This is a genomic window from Paenibacillus sp. S33, assembly GCF_053615415.1.
This window is the reverse complement of the sequence record NZ_JBSIEZ010000001.1, coordinates 3,600,688-3,622,202: the sequence shown is the minus strand read 5'-3', so window position 1 is coordinate 3,622,202 and position 21,515 is coordinate 3,600,688. Positions and strand designations below refer to the sequence as shown.

Annotated in this window: 17 protein-coding genes; all 17 read left to right on the top strand. The window is 47.9% G+C overall.

Annotation, left to right across the window (positions count from 1 at the left end; genetic code table 11):
• The first annotated feature begins 56 nt into the window (after positions 1-56).
• The 17 genes from ACWGXJ_RS16470 (at position 57) to ftsZ (ending at position 21,338) form a co-directional block, all read left to right on the top strand.
• Positions 57-1,322: an adenosylhomocysteinase gene (locus ACWGXJ_RS16470; protein WP_452567172.1), complete on the top strand. Its 1,266-nt coding sequence runs from the start codon at positions 57-59 to the stop codon at positions 1,320-1,322.
• A gap of 330 nt (positions 1,323-1,652) precedes the next feature.
• Positions 1,653-2,090: a division/cell wall cluster transcriptional repressor MraZ gene (gene mraZ, locus ACWGXJ_RS16465; RefSeq protein WP_013311099.1), complete on the top strand. Its 438-nt coding sequence runs from the start codon at positions 1,653-1,655 to the stop codon at positions 2,088-2,090.
• 17 nt (positions 2,091-2,107) lie between these two features.
• Positions 2,108-3,058: a 16S rRNA (cytosine(1402)-N(4))-methyltransferase RsmH gene (rsmH, locus tag ACWGXJ_RS16460; protein ID WP_254350277.1), complete on the top strand. Its 951-nt coding sequence runs from the start codon at positions 2,108-2,110 to the stop codon at positions 3,056-3,058.
• Positions 3,059-3,082: 24 nt separating this feature from the next.
• The gene (locus ACWGXJ_RS16455) at positions 3,083-3,463 is read left to right on the top strand and encodes a hypothetical protein (RefSeq protein ID WP_061828519.1); all 381 of its coding nucleotides are present in this window, start codon (positions 3,083-3,085) and stop codon (positions 3,461-3,463) included.
• A gap of 60 nt (positions 3,464-3,523) precedes the next feature.
• Entirely contained in the window at positions 3,524-5,878 is a 2,355-nt protein-coding gene (locus ACWGXJ_RS16450; protein WP_452567171.1) for a penicillin-binding transpeptidase domain-containing protein, read from the top strand.
• 81 nt (positions 5,879-5,959) lie between these two features.
• A complete protein-coding gene (locus ACWGXJ_RS16445; protein ID WP_235309381.1) occupies positions 5,960-7,876 on the top strand; it encodes a stage V sporulation protein D in 1,917 nt (638 codons plus the stop codon).
• A 55-nt stretch (positions 7,877-7,931) separates the two neighbouring features.
• Complete coding sequence (locus ACWGXJ_RS16440; RefSeq protein ID WP_069289989.1) at positions 7,932-9,419, top strand: UDP-N-acetylmuramoyl-L-alanyl-D-glutamate--2,6-diaminopimelate ligase; 1,488 nt, start codon at positions 7,932-7,934, stop codon at positions 9,417-9,419.
• Positions 9,419-10,822 carry a UDP-N-acetylmuramoyl-tripeptide--D-alanyl-D-alanine ligase gene (locus ACWGXJ_RS16435; RefSeq protein ID WP_452567917.1) on the top strand — a complete coding sequence of 468 codons (1,404 nt, stop codon included), beginning with the start codon at positions 9,419-9,421 and terminating at the stop codon, positions 10,820-10,822. The genes ACWGXJ_RS16440 and ACWGXJ_RS16435 overlap by 1 nt, the downstream gene beginning before the upstream one ends.
• Before the next feature lie 22 nt (positions 10,823-10,844).
• Complete coding sequence (mraY, locus tag ACWGXJ_RS16430) at positions 10,845-11,813, top strand: phospho-N-acetylmuramoyl-pentapeptide-transferase (protein ID WP_013311092.1); 969 nt, start codon at positions 10,845-10,847, stop codon at positions 11,811-11,813.
• A 4-nt stretch (positions 11,814-11,817) separates the two neighbouring features.
• The gene (murD, locus tag ACWGXJ_RS16425; RefSeq protein ID WP_452567170.1) at positions 11,818-13,239 is read left to right on the top strand and encodes a UDP-N-acetylmuramoyl-L-alanine--D-glutamate ligase; all 1,422 of its coding nucleotides are present in this window, start codon (positions 11,818-11,820) and stop codon (positions 13,237-13,239) included.
• Positions 13,240-13,288: 49 nt separating this feature from the next.
• The gene (gene spoVE / locus ACWGXJ_RS16420; RefSeq protein WP_061828513.1) at positions 13,289-14,386 is read left to right on the top strand and encodes a stage V sporulation protein E; all 1,098 of its coding nucleotides are present in this window, start codon (positions 13,289-13,291) and stop codon (positions 14,384-14,386) included.
• A gap of 6 nt (positions 14,387-14,392) precedes the next feature.
• The gene (gene murG / locus ACWGXJ_RS16415; protein WP_061828512.1) at positions 14,393-15,502 is read left to right on the top strand and encodes an undecaprenyldiphospho-muramoylpentapeptide beta-N-acetylglucosaminyltransferase; all 1,110 of its coding nucleotides are present in this window, start codon (positions 14,393-14,395) and stop codon (positions 15,500-15,502) included.
• Positions 15,503-15,648: 146 nt separating this feature from the next.
• Positions 15,649-16,554, top strand: a complete 906-nt coding sequence (gene murB / locus ACWGXJ_RS16410; protein WP_061828511.1) for a UDP-N-acetylmuramate dehydrogenase — start codon at positions 15,649-15,651, stop codon at positions 16,552-16,554.
• Complete coding sequence (murA, locus tag ACWGXJ_RS16405) at positions 16,544-17,854, top strand: UDP-N-acetylglucosamine 1-carboxyvinyltransferase (protein ID WP_196765425.1); 1,311 nt, start codon at positions 16,544-16,546, stop codon at positions 17,852-17,854. Before murB ends, murA begins: the two co-directional genes overlap by 11 nt.
• A 56-nt stretch (positions 17,855-17,910) precedes the next feature.
• Positions 17,911-18,675 (top strand): cell division protein FtsQ/DivIB, encoded by a 765-nt coding sequence (locus ACWGXJ_RS16400; protein ID WP_061828510.1) that lies wholly within the window; start codon positions 17,911-17,913, stop codon positions 18,673-18,675.
• 199 nt (positions 18,676-18,874) lie between these two features.
• Positions 18,875-20,146: a cell division protein FtsA gene (gene ftsA / locus ACWGXJ_RS16395; RefSeq protein ID WP_250268825.1), complete on the top strand. Its 1,272-nt coding sequence runs from the start codon at positions 18,875-18,877 to the stop codon at positions 20,144-20,146.
• A 67-nt stretch (positions 20,147-20,213) separates the two neighbouring features.
• The gene (gene ftsZ, locus ACWGXJ_RS16390) at positions 20,214-21,338 is read left to right on the top strand and encodes a cell division protein FtsZ (RefSeq protein ID WP_013311084.1); all 1,125 of its coding nucleotides are present in this window, start codon (positions 20,214-20,216) and stop codon (positions 21,336-21,338) included.
• The last annotated feature ends 177 nt before the right edge of the window (positions 21,339-21,515 follow it).

Genomic DNA, 21,515 nt, shown 5'->3' with positions numbered 1-21,515 from the left:
TTTATATAGGATTTATCATGGTGCAAATTTAACCAATATGAAGGAGGAAACAAAGTATGACTTCCCATTCTCTGCAAAATAGCATAGTTCACGATCTTAAATTGGCCCCTGAAGGTCATTTGAAAATTGATTGGGTAGAAGCCCATATGCCGGTATTGAACCGTATACGTCAACAATTTGAGCAAGAGCAGCCTTTTGCTGGTCTGAAGGTAACCATCTGTCTACATTTGGAGGCCAAAACGGCTTACCTGGCTAAAGTGGTACAAGCAGGTGGAGCGCAGGTAACTATTACGGGGAGTAATCCATTGTCTACACAAGATGATGTTTGTGCCGCATTAGTTGAAGATGGCGTTACGGTATTAGCTAAATACAATCCAGACCCAGAAGAATTCAAGAATTTGCAAATTAAGGCACTGGAAACAAAGCCGGATCTCATTATAGATGATGGTGGTGACTTGGTTACTCTGTTGCAATCCGAACGGCCTGATCTGATTTCTACGATCCGTGGGGGAGCAGAGGAGACAACTACTGGCATTATTCGTTTGAAGGCTTTGGAAAAAGAAGGGCAACTTCACTTTCCGATGGTGGCTGTTAATGATGCTTACTGCAAATATTTGTTTGATAACCGCTATGGTACAGGACAGTCAGCTTTCGACGGCATTATTCGTACGACTAATCTGGTTGTAGCAGGAAGTACAGTGGTTGTGGTAGGTTATGGCTGGTGTGGCAAAGGAGTTGCAATGCGTGCGAAAGGGCTGGGAGCCAACGTTGTTGTAACCGAAGTTGATCCGATCAAGGCAGTAGAAGCCCATATGGATGGTTTCCATGTCTTGCCGATGGTAGAGGCTGCCAAACTGGGCGACTTCTTTATTACAGTAACTGGAAACAAGGCTGTAATTACAGGAGAACACTTTGATGTGATGAAGGATGGAGCTGTGCTGTGTAACGCAGGGCATTTTGATGTGGAGGTTAGTAAGCCTGAGCTTGCTAAACGTTCCGAATCCATTCGTACGGTGCGTCGCAATATCGAGGAATATCGTTTTAAAGATGGACGTAAAATGTATTTGCTGGCAGAAGGACGCCTCGTGAATCTGGCTGCTGCTGATGGACATCCTGCGGAAATTATGGATACGACATTTGCGCTTCAGGCGCTTGGCTTGAAATATGTGAATGATCGTTACAATGAACTAGGCAAAGCCGTTATTAATGTACCTTATGAAATTGATGAGCAGGTAGCTCGATTCAAGCTTGATAGTCTGGGAATCCAAATTGACACGTTAACTAAAGACCAAAAGATCTATTTGGACAGCTGGAACGCGTAATCGGATTTTCCATCACGATTTTCGCTGCAAAGTGTTGCGTTTTTAATGCAAGTATTTGTTTAGGTTGACATAATGGACAGAGAGTAAGCCCTTTATTCCGTGTTGTTTCGAAACCTGATGCATATTGTCGGGGGCCGGCTTCATGGGATAAGGGGCTTTTTTGCATCTTGTGACGCGGGGCTACAATAACAGACATAATGGTATGGATCCGGCTTCTATCACTTTTTGGTAATGAAAAAGAGGTCTTTGATTTTTTAAAGCGAATCTATTATGCTTAGGTGGTGGAAAGTGGGCCAAAGTGGGAGAATGGGGTAAGGGGTGACGAAACCAATGTTTATGGGGGAGTTCCAACATAGCATTGATGAGAAGGGTCGGCTTACTGTACCGGCCAAGTTTCGTGAACTTCTCGGTGCCTCGTTCGTGGTTACCCGCGGGTTGGACCAATGCCTCTTCGTGTATCCCATGGATGAGTGGGCTGTCATGGAGAAAAAACTTAAAGCACTGCCTCTGATGAAGGCCGATGCGCGGGCGTTTACCCGTTTTTTTTTCTCGGGGGCGACTGAATGCGAATTGGACAAACAGGGCAGGGTAAATTTACCGGGGAATTTGTGCGAATACGCCAAGCTCACTAAAGAGTGCGTCGTATTGGGAGTGTCCACCCGTGTAGAGATTTGGAGCAAGCACACTTGGGAGCAATATTTCAACCAATCAGAAGAAGCATTTAACGACATTGCTGAGAAATTGGTTGATTTCAACTTTGAATTGTAATTTAGGAGGTCAGCCGTTTGTTTCACCACATTACCGTACTCAAAGAAGAAGCAACACAGGCACTAAACATCAGGCAGGACGGGATTTATGTGGACTGCACGTTGGGAGGGGCAGGACACAGTTCCGTCATTGCATCACAGCTTGGCCCTGAGGGAAGGCTCATTGCCTTTGATCAGGACGACTGGGCATTGAACAATGCGCGAGAGAAGCTGTCAGCCTATGAAGGCAAGATTTCATTAGTGAAATCCAACTTCCGCCACTTGCAGGACAAGCTGACCGAATTGGGATTGCCCGAGAAAGACGGCGTCCCGCAGGTCCAGGGTATTTTGTTCGATCTGGGTGTGTCCTCGCCCCAGTTCGATGAGGGGGAACGGGGATTTAGCTACAATCATGATGCGCCGCTTGATATGCGGATGGATCAGAGTAGCTCGCTTACGGCTTACGAAATTGTCAATAAATGGTCGGAAGCAGAGATTGCGCGTATTTTGTTTCATTACGGAGAAGAGAAGTTTTCACGGCGGATCGCAAAGATCATGATTGAACGTCGATTGAACAAGCCTATTCACACAACTGGGGAACTTGTCGATATTATCAAAGAAGGAATTCCGGCTGCGGCACGCAGAACCGGGGGACATCCGGCTAAACGCAGTTTCCAGGCTTTGCGGATTGCTGTGAATGATGAGTTGGGTGCACTGGAAGATACTTTGCATCAGGCAGTAAGATGTCTGGCTCCAGGAGGCAGAATTTCGGTCATTACATTCCATTCTCTGGAGGATCGGATATGCAAGCATATTTTCAAGGAGTATTTGGCGAAAAGCATCTATCCATCTGATTTGCCTATTTTGGAAGACAAAATGGAAGGCGATCTGAAGCTGGTGAACCGTAAGCCGATTGTGGCGTCAGAGCAGGAACTGGAGCTTAATCCTCGGTCCCGGTCAGCGAAGCTGAGAGTTGCCGAGAAATTGTAAATTTAATGGAGAAGGAGAGGCGACATGGCTTATACACGCGGTAATTTGGCTGTAAAAGAAAGAGCCCGTCAGGAACAGGTTCAGCAACAACGGTATCGTGAGACCACCAAAGTCGTTACACGCCGCAGAGAGCTGCCGATTCGAGAAAAGCTGCTGTATCTATTGACACTTGTAGCGTGCATTGTCATTGCTGGTATGTTGATTAGCAGGTACGCTCACATTTATCAAATCAATTATTCGATTAATACGGCAAGCAAGGACATTTCCAAATTACAGACCAATATCGCCCAACTGAAGATGCAAAAGGAGCGTCTGGAAAATCAGATCGTGCCGACTGCAAAGCAACAGGGATATATCGAACCAACAAGAGAGCCCATTCGTGTGGAAAAGCAGGCTGCCAAATAGTTAAGGGCATAGCATCAAGCTATGCTCTGACGTACATTTTTTTGCAGAGAGGTTTGAGCTATGGTCAAAAGAATAAAGCTTCGCACACTGCTAATAGGGGGATGTATTACCCTCTTTTTTCTTGTTCTGCTACTTAAGGTATTTTGGATTCAAGTTGTGAGCGGGGGGTACTGGCATAACCTGGTAGTTAATCAAGTGGAAAGAGATCAGGTCATTCAGCCCAAGCGTGGAACCATTACGGACCGTAAAGGAAACGTATTGGCTACGGATGCACCGGCTTATACGGTAGTTGTCAATCCTAGCATCATTCAGGAGTATGATTTGGAGAATGAGGTTGTAGCTAAGCTGCACCAGTTACTCAAAACGCCTGAGGATGAGCTGAGAGGACATCTTTCTGCAAAGGATAAAAAGGGGAACTACTTAAAAAATCGCGAGATTCGTAATGGGGGCTGGAAGGTAGACCCTGAGATCAAGGCACAAGTGGATACGTTCAAAGAGTATTTGAAGGATAAGTATGAAGTAATTGGAGCTGTGGACACTGTTCAAGAATCCAAACGCTATTATCCGGAAAATAAGCTGGCTTCCCATGTTCTTGGCTATCAAAGAAAAGATGGCACAGCAGGTATGGGGTTGGAAGCTTATTATAATAAAGAGCTCTCGGGGACGGCTGGAAAGCTTCTGTATCAGCGGGATCGGAAGGGAGTTCCTCTTCAAGGATCGGAAAGTGTCTATGAGCCGGCACAAAATGGTAAAAATTTAAAGCTGACGATTGACGATACGATTCAGTATTATATAGAGGATGCCATGCAGGAAGCTATTGCAAAATACAACCCGAAAACGATGACTGTAGTAGCTGCTGATCCCCAGACGATGGATGTTCTTGGTATGGCAACTTATCCAAATTTTAATCCCAATACATATGGGAGTACACCCTTGGAATATTTCCGTAATAATGCTACTCAATCTATCTACGAGCCTGGCTCCACGTTTAAGATTGTAACCTTGGCAGCTGCGGTTCAAGAAAAGGTGTTCAATCCAAATGAATCTTACCAATCTGGTATGATTCGGGTCGGAGGCTGGGATATTCGTGATGTAAGCCGCAACTGGGGAACGTTAACCTATCTTCAGGGAGTCAAGCGCTCAAGTAACGTTGGTTTCGTCCATCTGGGTTTGGATAAGTTGGGTGGCGAGAGACTGAAGAAATATATTAATAACTTTGGATTCGGCGTGAAAACGGGCATTGATCTTCCAAGTGAGTCTACCGGGGCTATTACGTTCCATACCCAGTACAAATCCGAGGTCGCAACCGCTTCATATGGACACGGACGTGTTCAGGTGACGCCAATCCAGCAGGTAGCTGCCATCTCGGCAATTGCTAACGGGGGGAAGCTGATGCAGCCTCATCTGGTGAAGGAAATCATCAACCCAGATACAGGCGAAGTTCAGACGATTCAACCGAAGGAAGTCCGTCAAGTGATTACTCGGGAATCGGCAGTCCAGACAAGCAGCTATCTAGAGCAGGTCGTATCTGACCAAGAAATTGGTACGGGACGCCTTGCTTATATTGACGGATATCGTGTAGCTGGTAAAACAGGTACAGCGACGAAGGTCGTCGGAAAAGTATATGACCATTCGAAGGATGTCGTGTCCTTTATAGGTTTTGCACCGGTAAATGATCCGAAAATAGCTGTTTTGGTTGTTATGGACGAACCTAACAAATCGGTAGGCGGCGGTACAGCAGCAGCACCTGTATTTAAAAAAATTGTATCCCAATCGTTGCAATATATGGGGGTTCCAAAAACGGGAACTAAAACGAATAAATCAGGTGCCACTGTTGTAAAAACAGTGAATTTGCCAACGGTACCAACATTAACTGGTCAGGTGAAGAAGGATGCGCAAAATGCATTGCTCAAACAGGGAATTGCCTATGAAACGGTAGGCAAAGGCTCCAAAATTGTTCGCCAGTATCCTGAAGCAGGCGTCAAAATGAAACCCGGACAACGCATTTACTTGCTGACTGAGGATAGTGCCAACATGACTATTCCTGATTTTACAGGTGTTTCGTTGCGTGACACACTTCAAGTTCTGACCCTTATGAAGGTTGGTGTGCAGGTAAGTGGCGAAGGTTATGTTGTCTCTCAAAAGGCGCAAATGGTAAATGGAAAGCGGATCGTCAGCGTGACGCTTCAGCCGGCCAAAGAAACGGTGACCGGAGTGAAACCGGAGGAAACACAGGACTCGACCAATGGAGTTGCAGCTAACCAGACCGGCAGCGCAACAAAAACGGAGGTCGATACTAAAACCGATTCCGGTACTACTGCTGATGCTGGAACAGACTCGGAAGCTCCTAAGGGAGGAATATCTGCTGTTGCAGATGAGGAAAGTGCTGCTGCGATTAAAGGCGAGGATAACTGATAGCTTGTTCTAATGTCCGTTCTTTTGAATATTCATGAGGTAAGACATGTCATGAGTATTTGAGGAACGGAGGGAGCGCGTTTGAAAAAATCTAACGTGACCATGCGGCGGAGGCTAGTATGGGGGCTAATGGGATTATTTGTACTGTTTGCAGCCTTGTCGATCCGGCTCGCCTATGTTCAATTGGGTAAAGGAGGCGAGCTCTCGGCCAAGGCTGAGGATTCGTGGCGCCGCAATATTCCATTTGCCGCCAAGCGTGGCGAAATTTTGGATAGGCAGGGTACGGCGCTCACCTATAATGTCAGTTCGCCGACAGTCATGGCGATACCAGTACAAATTAAGAAGCCGGAAGAAACGGCACGCAGGCTAGCGCCCTTGCTGGATATGAGTGAGGATAAAGTACTCAAGCTGATTACCAAACGAACAGCAAGCCAAAAACTTCAGCCCGGCGGACGAAAAATTACGATGGAGAAAGCGCAGCAAATTCGTGATTTGAAGCTGCCGGGTATCGTTGTTGCTGAAGACAACAAACGTTATTATCCTTATGGTGATCTAGCGGCTCATATTCTTGGGTTTACAGGAATTGATAATCAAGGGCTGACAGGCGTAGAGAAGCAGCAAAACAGTAAGCTTCGGGGAATCGACGGAAGCATTGCGTATTTATCGGATGCAGGTGGTCGTCTAATGCCTGGTTCTTCTGAAAAATACATTGAACCGAAGGATGGACTAAATTTACAATTAACCATTGATAAGTCTGTGCAGTCCATTATGGAACGGGAGCTTGACCAAGCCATGGTCAAATTTCAGGCGAAGTCCGCATTGTCTATAGCTATGAACCCTAAGACGGGTGAAATATTAGGCATGGCTGGACGACCAAGCTATGAGCCAGCGCAATACAAGCAATATGCGCCTGAAATCTATAATCGAAATCTGCCTATCTGGATGACATATGAACCTGGGTCTACTTTTAAAATTATTACACTGGCGGCTGCCTTGGAAGAAAAGAAGGTCAATCTCAAAAATGACCGTTTTTTTGATCCGGGATATATTGAAGTCGGTGGAGCACGCCTGCGTTGCTGGAAGAAAGGCGGACATGGAAGCCAAACTTTCCTTCAAGTGGTGGAGAATTCTTGCAACCCCGGTTTTGTAACATTAGGGCAGCGATTAGGTAAAGAAACACTGTTCAAATACATTCGCAATTTTGGCTTCGGCAGCAAAACGGGGATCGACATGATTGGTGAGGGCAACGGTATTTTGTTCAAGCTTCCTCAGGTCGGTCCTGTAGAGCTGGCGACAACCGCTTTTGGTCAAGGGGTGTCTGTTACTCCGATCCAGCAGGTTACGGCTGTATCAGCGGCAATCAATGGCGGTAATCTTTATAAGCCTCACATTACAAAAGGTTGGGTTCAGCCGGGAACCGGAAAAGTGCTGGAAAAAGTAGAGCCAGAACTGGTACGTAGGGTTATTTCAGAGGAAACCTCCCTACAGGTAAGGGAAGCGCTGGAAAGCGTCGTTGCTAAAGGTACAGGTCGTCCTGCTTTCATTGAAGGCTACCGGGTGGGAGGTAAAACGGGGACAGCACAAAAGGTGATTAACGGGCGTTATTCTTCCTCGGAGCATATTGTATCCTTTATTGGTTTTGCACCGGCGGATGATCCGCAAATCGTCGTTTATACCGCTGTCGATAACCCGAAGGGCATTCAATTCGGCGGGGTGGTTGCTGCGCCAATCGTGCAAAATATTTTAAAGGACGCGCTGATTGCCTTGAAAATACCGCCTCGCACCAATCAAATTGCCAAAGAGTACAAGTATGGAGAAAATCCGATCGAAACGGTACCTGATCTGGTAGGTGCTACTGCAGCTGATTTGTACGAAGATATGAATATGAACTTTATGCTCGTGAAATCTGGGTCAGGCAAGACGGTCGTGAGTCAGGCGCCGAAGCCGGGCTCCAGATTGGAGCGGGGATCAACGATCCGTATTTACATGGGGGATTGATAGGTTCATTTTATACCATACTATGAATAACGAGAGAGCAATGGAGGAATGAAAGATGCAGCTTCAACAATTGGCTTCACTGCTGGCCGTCTCCCGTGTTGTGGGTGACGGTACAGTGGATTGCCGAGGAATCGGGGCGGATTCACGTCGAGTGCAACAGGGAGATTTATTTCTATGTTTGCCAGGTTTTACAGTGGACGGACATGACTATGCTGAGCAGGCAATTGCGTCCGGGGCGGCAGCTTTGGTCGTTGAACGGGAACTGGATGTACCTGTTCCGCAGCTTGTAGTTAAGGATGCACGACATGCCATGGCGGTTTTGGCGGATTATATGTTTGATTCACCGAGCCGACGCATGCGCATGATCGGCATAACCGGAACCAACGGTAAAACAACGATAACTTATCTGATTGAAAAGATCATGAAGGATGCCGGGGTGAACACCGGACTGATTGGTACGATTCAAATGCGTTACGGAGGTCAGTCTTACCCAATGTCTGGCACTACGCCCGAAGCGGTGGAACTGCAACGTTATCTCGGAAATATGGCAGAGCAGGGGGTTCAATGCTGTGTCATGGAAGTATCCTCACATGCGTTGGAGCAGGGCCGCGTCAAAGGAACTGATTTTCGCACCGCTATATTTACAAACCTGACGCAGGACCACCTGGACTATCACAACACAATGGAGGAGTACCGTGCTGCAAAAGGACTTTTGTTCTCTAGGTTGGGAAATGCTTTCTCGCGGGATGCATCAGATAGCAAATATGCTGTTCTGAATGCAGACGATCCGGCTTCTTCCTATTTGCAGGCTCAAACTGCGGCCCAAGTGATTACATACGGCGTAGAAAAGGAGTCTGATGTGCAGGCATCTCGTATCACTATAGGTTCCAAGGGAACCTCCTTCCATGTGTCTACTTTTAAAGGAGATACCGATATTGAGCTTCGAATGGTGGGCAAGTTCAATGTGTACAACGCACTGGCGGCCATTACCGCTGCTTTGCTGGAAGGAATCTCGCTAGTGGATATCAAGCGCAGTCTAGAGTCTATCGCAGGCGTAGATGGGCGGGTAGAGCCTGTAGATGCGGGTCAGCCCTTTGCTGTTATTGTAGATTATGCCCATACACCGGACGGATTGGAAAATGTCCTTCGCACCGTAAAGGAATTTGCGGTCGGTAAAGTATGGTGTGTATTTGGATGCGGCGGTGACCGAGATCGTACAAAACGTCCGTTGATGGGGAAAATTGCTGCGCGTTACAGTGATCATTCGTTTATTACTTCCGATAATCCGCGAACAGAGGACCCGAAAGTGATTTTGAAAGACATCGAACAAGGGTTGATTGACGAAGGTGTACCCGCAGAACGATACGAATTGATCGTGGATCGCAGAACTGCAATTCATAAAGCTGTTGAAATGGCAAGCCCTGACGATGTAGTATTGATTGCGGGAAAAGGTCATGAGACTTACCAGTTGATCGGAAAAACGGTGCATGAATTTGATGACCGCATCGTAGCCAAAGAAGCGATAAGGGGTTTATCCAAGTGATGAAAAGAACAATCGGTCAGATTGCATCTATGTGTGGAGGAACACTTCATGGAGAAGCGGACGCCAAACAGATGGTCGAAGGCGTTTTTACAGATTCTCGCAGGCCGCAGAGCCAAGGGTTGTTTGTTCCACTCGTGGGCGAACGGTTTGATGGACATAATTATGTGCAGCAGATCGTAAGCGAGGCAGGTGCAGCTGCATTTTTATGGCAAAAGGATCATGGAGCACCTCCGGCTGAGAACGCTATTGAGGTAGAGGATACGCTAGAAGCCCTTCAGCATCTAGCAGCTGCATACTTACGCGAAATTGGCGTTTCTGTCGTTGGGATCACGGGAAGCAACGGCAAGACGACAACGAAAGACATCGTAAACGCTCTGCTGGGCACGACTTTTAAAGTACACAAAACCGAAGGAAATTATAACAATCATATCGGTTTGCCTTTAACTGTACTTTCCATGCCGCAGGATACAGATATTCTCATTCTGGAGATGGGCATGAGTGGGCGCGGAGAGATTCGTCTGCTGGCTAATATCGCCCAACCAGATGTAGCTATCATAACGAACATAGGCGAATCGCACTTGCTGCAGCTTGGTTCTCGAACGGAAATCGCTCGTGCAAAGTTGGAGATCACAAGTGGCCTTAAGCCTGGTGGTTTGCTGATCTACAACGGGGATGAACCACTGCTTTCACAAGTGTTGGCGGAGTCTGAAACGGTCAAGCCTGAAGGTTTAAAATTGTTTACGTTCGGGCTAGCTACAGGCAACGATGACTATCCGACTGAAATCACTTCGGATGAAGAAGGTAGCTTATTCATAACAGCCCAATCTGGCAAAGAGGCTTTCCGGCTTCCCTTGCTTGGACAGCACAATGTTGTAAATGGTTTGGCAGCACTGGCGGTAGCGCGTCATTTCAATGTCGATGCAGACCATATACGTAAAGGGTTGTCGTCTTTAAAACTGACGGGCATGCGCATTGAGGTCGTGAACTGTCCTAATGGACTTACCGTACTAAACGACGCTTATAATGCCAGCCCGGCTTCAATGAAGGCTGCCATTCAGACGTTGTCTGCGTATAAAACGGACGGACGTAAAGTCGCCGTGCTTGGTGACATGCTGGAGCTGGGACCTGAGGAAAAGCAATTCCATGAGGAGATTGGAATTTTCGCGGCAAAGCACGACGTAGAGGTACTGTATACCTACGGTGCGTTAGGCACTTCGATTGCGCAGGGTGCGCAAGGGTTGATGCCAACTGCTAACGTGCACGCTTATACAGATAAGCAAGAGCTGATCCAGCATTTGCAGGTTCATCTCCACGCCAATGATATTGTGCTGGTTAAGGCATCCAGAGGGATGCGACTAGAAGAAATTGTGGATGCGCTGAAAAACGGTCCGCTACAGAACTGATGTTGACGAGAGGGAGACTCCCATGGATATTCAATTATTACTGCTGACGATCGTCGTATCGTTTATACTGGCGGTCATTGCCGCTCCACTGCTCATTCCGCTGCTGCGGCGAATGAAATTCGGCCAGCAGGTCCGGGATGACGGGCCACAAAGCCATCTTAAAAAGATAGGTACACCTACAATGGGCGGTATCGTGATTCTGGTGGCTTTTACGCTGACCTTTCTTAAGTTTTCAGCTATCAAAAATACGGACTTTTACGTTCTGTTGGTTGCTACGCTCGGTTTTGGGCTGATCGGCTTTTTGGACGACTATATCAAAATTGTATTCAAACGCTCGTTAGGTCTGACGGCGCGTCAAAAGCTGTTTGGGCAATTATTGTTTGGCGCAATTATGTGCTGGCTTCTGCTTAGCAATGATCATAGTACTGCGATCGGCATCCCTGGAACGTCATGGTCATTTGATTGGGGCGGCTGGTTTTATTATCCGTTCATCATTATCATGATGCTGGCGATTAGCAATGCTGTCAATTTCACGGATGGGCTGGACGGGCTGCTGTCCGGTACAAGTGCCATTGCCTTTGCTGCTTATGCCATTGTCGCGATTCAGGCAACCTCGCTTCCGGCAGCAGTATGCTCAGCGGCTATGATTGGCGCTGTACTCGGATTTCTCGTATATAATGCTCATCCAGCCAAGGTGTTTATGGGTGATACAGGCTCGCTGGGAATCGGCGGCGCCATAGGTGCCATTGCCATCGTTACGAAAAGCGAAATTTTGTTCCTCATTATCGGTGGTGTATTCGTAATTGAAATGCTGTCCGTAGTCTTGCAAGTAGCTTCCTTTAAAACACGTGGCAAGCGTATTTTCAAAATGAGCCCGATTCATCATCATTTCGAGCTGTCCGGCTGGTCCGAATGGCGCGTAGTTATTACATTCTGGGCTGTAGGACTGCTGTTGGCAGGACTTGGACTTTATCTCAACAAGGGGTTGTAGACAAATGAACCATCCAGACGCATACAGAGATCAGGAAGTCGTCATTATCGGTCTGGCTAAAAGCGGCGTGCAAGTTGCCAAGGTGCTGCACCAGGCTGGAGCCAAGCTGACAGTCAATGATAAAAAGGATAGGGAACAATGTCCCGAAGCTTCTGAATTAGAGGCTTTGGGAATTTCCGTTTTATGTGGGGGTCACCCAGAGGGGCTAATTCATCCTGGAGTGAAGCTGGTTGTCAAAAATCCAGGGATTCCTTATACGGCCCCTCCCGTACAGAAAGCTGTCGAGCTCGGCATTGAGGTCGTGACCGAGGTTGAGGTCGCCTACCATCTATGTAAAGCTCCGATCATCGGAATTACTGGCTCCAACGGAAAGACGACCACGACCACTTGGGTAGGCAAGCTGTTGGAAGGATCCGGCATGAATCCAATCGTGGCTGGTAATATCGGTACGCCCCTATGTGAGGCGGCTGTGGATGCCAAGTCGGACGAGTGGATGGTTGTGGAGCTGAGCAGCTTTCAGTTAAAAGGAACAAAAGATTTCAAGCCCACTGTGGCCTGCCTGCTCAATGTAGCTGAGACCCATTTGGACTACCACGGAGGCATGGAGGACTACGTTGCATCCAAGGCGCGTCTATTTGCCAATCAAACGGCAGCGGATACCGCGGTGGTGAACTGGGATGACCCCGTCTGCCGGGAGCTCGTACCCTATATAAAAGCGAAGCTGCTTCCGTTCTCTATGACAGAACGTTTGCAGGAAGGGTTGTTCGCTGACCCGCCATACATACCGGATGTGACGGATGATATTGAACGTAGCATCGTATACCGCGATGGAAATGGTGTGCTGCATCCCATTATAGGCGTAGCTGAGATTGGACTTCCGGGTCGTTTTAACGTAGAAAATGCTCTTGCTGCTTGCGCAATCGCCATTGCTGCAGGCGCAGAACCAGCAAATTTGGCGGAACCATTAAGTATTTTTCGCGGCGTCGAACATCGGCTTGAATATGTTTTAGAACACGCTGGTGTAGCTTATTACAATAACTCCAAAGCAACCAATTCGAAAGCAACAATGATGGCCTTATCTTCCTTTAAGCAACCGATTGTACTCATTGCCGGAGGATTGGATCGCGGCTCTGATTATACAGAGCTCGTACCTTCCTTGCAGGAAGGTGTGAAAGCCGTTGTGCTCTTGGGTGAGACACGGCATAAGCTGGCTCAGCGGGCCCATCAGGCTGGAATAGAGCATGTCAAGGTCGTCGATAATGGGGAGGATGCCGCCGCTACGCTCGTGGAGGCTGTGAACAAGGCTGCTGAATTTGCTGAGACGGGAGATGTAGTATTACTCTCACCCGCCTGTGCAAGCTGGGATATGTTCCGATCCTATGAAGAGCGTGGACGTATTTTTAAAGAGGCGGCGCATAAATTGTAAGTAGGGGGGTTGGATAAGCCCCTACTTTTATGCAAGGGGTGGCCTCCTGATGAAGCAATCTCGTCCAGCGCCGGATCTATGGCTTTTCGTTTGTATTGTAAGCTTATTAGCCATCGGCATGGTTATGGTATACAGTGCGGGCGCCGTCCTCGCTTTTCACGAGTACGGGGACTCCTACTATTTTGTAAAGCGGCAATTGCTGTTTGCAGGGCTCGGCCTTGTAGCGATGTACTTTACTGCCAGAACGGACTACCGGATCTGGCAGAAATATGCCAAGGTCGTGTTGTTGATCTGTCTAGCGCTGCTGGTTGCCGTATTAATTCCCGGCATTGGTGTAGTAAGAGGAGGGGCACGAAGCTGGCTCGGTATTAGCTCTTTCGGCATTCAGCCTTCCGAGTTTATGAAGCTGGGTATGATTCTTTTTCTCGCTCGTTGGCTCAGTCGTCCTGACTATGATATTAGCTCTTTTACGCGCGGCCTGTTGCCCCCGCTTGGACTTATGGGACTGGCTTTTGGGCTTATTATGCTCCAGCCCGATTTGGGCACAGGCACGGTAATGATGGGAGCGTCCATGCTCATCGTATTTACGGCAGGCGCGCGTATGAAGCATCTCGGTCTGCTGGCTCTGTCGGGAGCAGCAGGGTTTGCTGCACTGATTGCAGCCGCGCCTTATCGACTCCAGCGCATCACCGCTTTTCTGGACCCTTGGTCCGATCCGCTTGGCGCAGGCTATCAAATTATTCAATCGCTATATGCGATTGGTCCTGGCGGGCTGGCGGGCTTGGGACTCGGCATGAGTCGACAAAAATATAGCTACGTTCCTGAGCCGCAAACTGATTTTATTTTTTCCATTTTGGCGGAGGAGCTTGGCTTTATCGGTGGAATGACGGTGCTGGGGCTCTTTTTGGTTCTCGTATGGAGAGGAATGCGTGTCGCTATAACTATTCCGGATACCTATGGCAGTTTGCTTGCGGTCGGTATTGTCGCAATGGTCGCCGTACAGGTCGTCATTAATATTGGTGTCGTTATCGGTTTAATGCCGGTGACAGGAATAACACTGCCCTTAATCAGCTATGGAGGTTCTTCTCTGACCTTAATGCTAACAGCTCTGGGCATTTTACTAAATTTATCACGTTATGCGAGGTGAACGTTTATGCGCGTCGTGTTGAGCGGCGGCGGCACCGGAGGGCATATTTATCCGGCGCTAGCCGTAGCCAGACAGTGCGAAGAGATTGATCCGGACGCTGAATTTTTATATATTGGCGGTCAACGAGGACTCGAAAGCAAGTTGGTTCCTCAGGAAAAAATTCCATTTGAGGCTATTGATATCACAGGATTTCGCCGCAGCTTGTCTGTGGAAAATATAAAAACGATCATGCGCTTTTTCAAAGGGGTTCGCAGATCCAAAGCATTATTAAAGAAATTTAAGCCAGATGTCGTTATTGGCACTGGGGGATATGTATGCGGACCCGTCGTTTATGCAGCTTCCAAGTTGGGAATTCCCAGCATTATTCATGAGCAAAATGCAATTCCAGGGTTGACTAATACATTTCTGAGTCGCTATGTGGATACAGTGGCTGTTAGCTTTGAAGGCTCAGAAGGAGCTTTCCCCAAAGCTAAAAATGTACTGTACACTGGGAACCCGCGTGCTACAACAGTTCGTTTGGCTAACCGGGATCGGGGATTTGCTACAATTGGGGTTCCGATGAACAGTTCGGTCGTCCTTGTGGTCGGTGGCAGCAGGGGAGCGAAGGCCATTAATGACGCCATGATTGCAATGGCTCCGCAACTTTCGCAACTGAAAGACGTCCATTTTGTATATGTAACCGGTGAATCTTATTATGAGCAAACGCTGGATAGCATACGGAATCAGATCGGCTCATTGCCCAATCATCTACATGTGCTTCCCTATATTCACAATATGCCAGAGGTGCTGGCTTGTACCTCATTAATTGTTAATCGCGCAGGTGCTTCCTTCTTGGCAGAGATCACATCGTTGGGCATTCCGTCTATTCTGATCCCATCACCTAATGTGACGAATAACCATCAGGAGGCTAATGCTCGTACACTTGAAAAGGCAGGCGCATCCGTCATGATTGTAGAAAAGGAACTGAGTGGTCCGGCTCTGTTTCAATCTATAGCGGGAATTATGAAGGATGAGGCACGGCGAAGTCGCATGGCAGAGTCGGCGTCTGCGCTCGGCAAGCCTGACTCAGCAGATATTTTAGTAAAAGAAATGGAACGTCTTGCCCATAAAAGGTAGTCTGCAGCGCAGAATTGGGCGGTTGTCACACACCGGATGGTATTTACATAGGATACCCTATAGATTGTGACCATCACTCAGGCTGCCGGTTGTCAGGTGAGAGCCTTATAACCATGCGGGGCAAGCAACAAGGAGGTTTCAGTACAATGCAGCAATGGATGCCATTATTAGCGGAGCATGATATCGGAAAAGTGCTGGAGCATGAGCCGCTGTCCAAATATACGACATGGAAGATTGGAGGCCCTGCGGATGCACTTGTCATCCCGGATACCAAAGAGCAGCTGGCAAGAGTTTTGAAGCTGGCTAGCGAGCACGGAATTCCCTGGATGCAGTTGGGGCGGGGCTCCAACATGCTCGTCTCTGACAAAGGGATACGGGGACTTGTGATCAAGCTGGGGCCAGGCTTTGATTATGTTCATTTTGAGGATGAACAGATCGTTGCTGGAGGAGGCGTTTCACTGGTCAAACTGTGCGTTATGGCCAGCAAGCAGGGCCTGTCCGGTCTTGAATTTGCTGGTGGTATCCCAGGATCAGTCGGTGGGGCTGTCTACATGAACGCCGGTGCCCATGGGTCTGATGTGTCACAAATATTCCAGTCCGCTGAGATTGTGCTGGATACAGGGGAATTGGCTGTGTACGATGCTGACAATATGCATTTCAGCTATCGTCACTCCGTGTTGCATGAGCAACGTGGAATGGTGACAGAGGCAGTGTTTCGGATGAAGCGGGGCGATCGGGAGGAAATTTCATCAGCGCTTGCGGCTTTTAAAGACCGCCGTCGGCTGACCCAGCCGCTACAGTTAGCTTGTGCAGGAAGCGTGTTCCGTAATCCTCCAGGTGACTATGCTGCTCGTCTTATTGAGAGCGCAGGTCTCAAGGGCTTGAAGGCGGGAGGCGCTGAGGTATCTGTACAGCATGCCAATTTCATTGTAAATACCGGTCAAGCGACAGCAGAGGACGTGCTTACCCTAATGAAGCATATTCAAAGTACAATATCATCTCAAACCGGCATCAAGCTAGTTCCGGAGGTTTTCGTAGTGGGTGAGCGGTAAACTCGGAGGTGATACATTGGACAAATTGGTGATTGAGGGAGGCCGTCCCCTGTCAGGCACCATACGTATCCATGGGGCAAAAAATGCGGCACTACCTATTCTTGCAGCGAGCTTACTTGCACAAGGTAAGGTAGAAATTCGGAATGTGCCCCATCTTTTAGACATTAAGGTCATGCTGCGCATCCTTGAAAGACTCGGCTGTACATGCCGACATGAAGAGGAAACGGTATACGTGGATACGTCGTCCGTCCGAACGTTCCAAATTCCGGAAGATTTGATGAAGCAAATGCGCTCATCTATCTTTCTGATGGGACCGCTGCTCGCCAGATATGGAGAAGTTTCCATTTACCAGCCCGGAGGCTGCGCCATAGGCGAGCGCAAAATTGATCTTCACCTAGAGGGCTTAAAAGCTCTTGGCGCAGAGATAGAGGAAAAAGACGAGCAAATTACGTTTCGAGCCCACAAGCTAATCGGCTCGGACATCCACATGGATTTCCCGAGTGTAGGTGCAACGGAAAATATTATGATGGCCGCTGCGTTGGCTGAAGGACGAACAACGATCACCAATGCAGCGAGGGAACCGGAGATTCAGGATCTGCAAAACTTCTTGAATGCCATGGGAGCCCGTATTATTGGTGCTGGAACCGACACGATTACAATCACGGGGGTCAGCCGCCTCAATCCGTGTACGTATGAGGTCATTCCTGACCGCATAGTAGCTGGAACGGTTATGATTGCAGCTGCAGCTACACGAGGAAGTGTGTCGCTGACCCACTGCAATCCATCCCACTTGTCTGCTCTGATTCACGTCCTCAGGCGGGCTGGTGTTCAAATCGGCATCTTGAATGATATAATGACCGTAAGTTGTATGAGTCGTCCTAAAGCAGTGGAGAGGATCGTTACCTCCCCTTACCCGTCTTTTCCGACAGATTTGCAATCTCAGGTCATGGTTCTGCTTTCTTTGGCGGACGGATTTAGTGTCATGAAAGAGACCGTCTTCGAAAGCCGATTCAAACATGTGGATGAACTAAATGTAATGGGTGCTGATATTACGGTTGATGCAAATGCTGCTTTTATAAGAGGAGTTTCTCGTCTGTACGGGGCTACGGTAGAGGCTACCGATCTGCGGGCAGGGGCAGCGCTGGTCATAGCGGGTCTAGCGGCTCAAGGACGTACTATTGTCGAGCAGGTTCATCATATTGACAGAGGGTATGACCGGATCGAACGTCTTTTCCAGGGACTGGGTGCCCGAATGAGCCGTCAGTCTCCGGTGCCGGAGCACCTGGATTTCGTAAATTAATGCCTGTAATGTCCCTCCGTTAACGGGGGGACAAAAGGCTTTTGTGGAGAGAAGCTATGCCAAATGCTCAAATACCTGTTCTTAAAAAGAACAGAACGAAAAAAAGAACAAGCCGGAAGATTGCTATTCTTCTCATTTTGTTGTTTATCGTACTGCTCGCTGTTCTCTTTTTCCGTTCTTCGTTGAGTCGGGTTTCTGAAATTCGTTTTGATGGTAATGTATTTTCGACCCGAGATCAGCTTCTTAATCGAAGCGGTCTGGCTGTTGGAGACCAGTATTTCGGAGTCAGTTCATCCGACATCTCTGAGAAGCTGCGGGAAATTCAATCGATACAGCAAGTCACAGTGGACAAGCAGTTTCCGGGTATTATTGCTATTCACATTAAAGAGTTTGCTACGGTCGCTTACGAGTTGCAGAGTGATGGGAGCCTTCGTGCTATTCTAGCGAATGGGACAAGCGTGAGCGTGGGAAGTAGCGGAATAGCTGTTGAGAAGCCTATTTTGACTAAATGGAAATCTGATGATCCGTACAAAGCGAAGCTGTGTGATGCTTTATCGCGCATTCCGGGGGAATGGACAGCCGATATTTCGGAAATCATTCCCGCACCGATTCCTTCTTTTCCGGATCGCATCAAAATGTACACACGTTCCCAGTTTGAGGTTATTACAACTGTTTCTCTACTGAATTCTAAAATCAGCTATTTGAACCAGGTGCTAGAAACAGAAGATCCAGGTTTGATCACCATGTTGGAGGCGGATTCCTACGTTCCGTTCAAACCGGATACGAGTGAAGAGGGCCAAGAAAAAGATACTACTCAGTGATGTGAAAAAATGCTAGAATTGATTTTATGGGTAATAGACTTGCCTCCTTCTTTTTTCTTCAAATTTTTATGTGACTGCAACCATAAATTGGCTTCTAAAAAATTTGTAGAAAAAAGAGGGAAAGCATGGAGTTTGTTGAATATGTACAGAGTGTGTTTAAAGAACGAAATTCATTTTGGAGTCAGGAGGTGCCACAGACTTGAGCAACAATGACATCATTGTTAGTTTGGACATCGGTACATCCAAAGTTCGGGCTATTATTGGGGAAATGAATAATGGAACCTTTAATATTATTGGAGTTGGATCTGCCGACTCGGAAGGGATTCGCAAAGGTGCAATTGTAGACATTGATCAAACCGTGCAATCAATCCGTAACGCCGTGGATCACGCAGAACGCATGGTTGGTATTCAAATAACAGAAGTGTATGTGGGGATTTCAGGCAATCATATTGGCCTGCAAAATAGTCATGGCGTAGTAGCCGTGTCCAACGAGGACCGTGAAATCGGTGAGGAGGACATTGAGCGTGTACTGAAGGCAGCTGAGGTTATTGCCGTACCACCGGAGAGAGAAATTATTGACGTGGTAGCCAAGCAGTATGTCGTGGATGGCCTTGAAGGCATTCAGGACCCTCGCGGTATGATTGGAGTTCGTCTCGAAGTAGAGGCTACGATTGTTACTGGAGGCAAGACCCCGATACATAATCTGTTGCGCTGCGTTGAGAAAGCCGGCTTGAGGATTAAAGATCTGGTCTTGCTGCCTCTTGGAGCCGGACAATTGTCTCTTTCGAAGGATGAAAAGGTGATGGGTTCAGTGCTGGTGGATATTGGTGCAGGATCTACGAATGTTGCCATTTTCCAGGAAGGAACGATTGTTGCCACATCAACACTTCCGATTGGTGGAGAATTTGTAACCAATGATATTGCCTACGGACTGAGAACCCTTACCGATCAAGCCGAAAAAGTAAAGCTTAAATACGGCTGCGCATGGTATGATGATGCGGCAGCCGATGTCGTCTTTAAAGTGACGCGTATCGGCAGTAATGTGGATAAGGAATTCAACCAGCAGGATTTGGCTGCTATTATTGAGCCGAGAGTGCAGGAAATTTTTCAACTCATTCAGGCGGAAGTTAAGCGCTTGGGTTACACAGAGCTTCCGGGAGGTTATATACTTACCGGAGGCACCGTCTCCATGCCTGGTGTACTTCAGGTGGCACAAAGCGAACTGGCCGCTTCCGTAAGGATCGCCGTACCTGATTTTATCGGTGTAAGGGATCCGGGCTACACGAGCGGAGTTGGAATCTTGCATAATGCTATTCGTTACTATCGCGGAAGATCGACTAGCGTTAGCAACAGTGGCGGAAGTACCAAGAAGCCGACTAACCGAACCAAAAGCAGTAGTCCCGCCACGGAAGGCGAGCAAAAGCAGGGGTTGATTGAACGCTTGAAAAATATGTTCAGTGAATTTATATAACGTTCATTGCTAATTATGCCAATCATGGACGGGCCATCCATGCACATTGAGGGGGAGATGGAATAGTATGTTGGAATTTGATTTTGAAATGGAGAGCTTGGCTCAAATTAAAGTGATCGGCGTCGGAGGCGGCGGCAGCAATGCGGTTAACCGAATGATCGAAAATGGTGTTCAGGGTGTGGAGTTCATTACAGTCAATACAGATGCCCAGGCACTTCATTTAGCAAAGTCTGAGCATAAGCTTCAAATTGGGGATAAGCTGACCCGCGGTCTGGGTGCCGGCGCTAACCCCGATGTGGGTAAAAAAGCGGCTGAAGAGTCGCGTGAGCTCATTATGAATACGCTCAAAGGTGCGGATATGGTATTCGTAACGGCGGGAATGGGTGGCGGTACTGGAACCGGAGCGGCTCCTGTCATTGCTGAAATTGCCAAGGAATGCGGCGCGCTGACTGTAGGCGTGGTAACCCGACCATTCACGTTTGAAGGTCGTAAGCGTTCCAATCAAGCTGAACTTGGTATTGAAGGATTAAAAGAAAAAGTAGACACTTTGATTGTAATCCCGAATGACCGTTTGCTTGAAATTGTGGACAAGAAAACCCCAATGTTGGAAGCATTCCGTGAAGCAGACAATGTTCTGCGTCAGGCGGTTCAAGGTATTTCAGATTTGATCGCTGTACCGGGTCTAATCAACCTCGACTTTGCTGACGTTAAGACGATCATGACGGAGCGTGGCTCCGCTTTGATGGGGATTGGCGAAGCAACTGGTGAAAATCGTGCGGCTGAAGCAGCACGCAAGGCTATCATGAGCCCGTTGTTGGAGACATCCATTGAAGGTGCTCGTGGTGTGATTATGAACATCACTGGCGGCAACAACCTGTCTTTGTATGAGGTTAATGAGGCAGCTGAAATTGTAACATCGGCTTCCGATCCGGAAGTAAACATGATTTTCGGTGCTATCATTGACGAAGAGTTGAAAGAAGAGATCAAGGTTACCGTCATTGCCACTGGCTTTGAAGGCAAGCCAAGTCAACCGGCACCGGGACGTAAACCGGCAGCCAACCCGGCTACTTCCGAATCGGCGGAGAAAGGCTCTCCTAACTTGCGTCCATTTGGTAACACTCAAAGCAGTGACCAATTAGACATTCCTACATTCTTACGTAACCGTTCGCGCAATAATAATAACGATAACTAGTTTCAATTCGGATTGCCCGCATTCTCCCTGGAGATGCGGGCTTCTTTCTGTTTTCCGTGTCCTGCAGTTCAGGCGCTTCTCCTCTTTCCGACAAAATTAGTCGGTCACCGTCCCCACCGTTAGACAGACTTTGAACAGCATGACTACTATACTTAATCCTATCCTGCAAACGCTGGG

What these genes read in the sequence shown, in the direction of transcription:
- murB (WP_061828511.1), top strand. Translation starts at nt 15,649, where the DNA reads ATGCAGCAATGGATGCCATTATTAGCGGAGCATGATATCGGAAAAGTG.
- ACWGXJ_RS16435 (WP_452567917.1), top strand. Translation starts at nt 9,419, where the DNA reads ATGAAAAGAACAATCGGTCAGATTGCATCTATGTGTGGAGGAACACTT.
- mraZ (WP_013311099.1), top strand. Translation starts at nt 1,653, where the DNA reads ATGTTTATGGGGGAGTTCCAACATAGCATTGATGAGAAGGGTCGGCTT.
- spoVE (WP_061828513.1), top strand. Translation starts at nt 13,289, where the DNA reads ATGAAGCAATCTCGTCCAGCGCCGGATCTATGGCTTTTCGTTTGTATT.
- ACWGXJ_RS16440 (WP_069289989.1), top strand. Translation starts at nt 7,932, where the DNA reads ATGCAGCTTCAACAATTGGCTTCACTGCTGGCCGTCTCCCGTGTTGTG.
- murG (WP_061828512.1), top strand. Translation starts at nt 14,393, where the DNA reads ATGCGCGTCGTGTTGAGCGGCGGCGGCACCGGAGGGCATATTTATCCG.
- mraY (WP_013311092.1), top strand. Translation starts at nt 10,845, where the DNA reads ATGGATATTCAATTATTACTGCTGACGATCGTCGTATCGTTTATACTG.
- ftsZ (WP_013311084.1), top strand. Translation starts at nt 20,214, where the DNA reads ATGTTGGAATTTGATTTTGAAATGGAGAGCTTGGCTCAAATTAAAGTG.
- ACWGXJ_RS16450 (WP_452567171.1), top strand. Translation starts at nt 3,524, where the DNA reads ATGGTCAAAAGAATAAAGCTTCGCACACTGCTAATAGGGGGATGTATT.
- murD (WP_452567170.1), top strand. Translation starts at nt 11,818, where the DNA reads ATGAACCATCCAGACGCATACAGAGATCAGGAAGTCGTCATTATCGGT.
- ACWGXJ_RS16400 (WP_061828510.1), top strand. Translation starts at nt 17,911, where the DNA reads ATGCCAAATGCTCAAATACCTGTTCTTAAAAAGAACAGAACGAAAAAA.
- ACWGXJ_RS16455 (WP_061828519.1), top strand. Translation starts at nt 3,083, where the DNA reads ATGGCTTATACACGCGGTAATTTGGCTGTAAAAGAAAGAGCCCGTCAG.
- ACWGXJ_RS16470 (WP_452567172.1), top strand. Translation starts at nt 57, where the DNA reads ATGACTTCCCATTCTCTGCAAAATAGCATAGTTCACGATCTTAAATTG.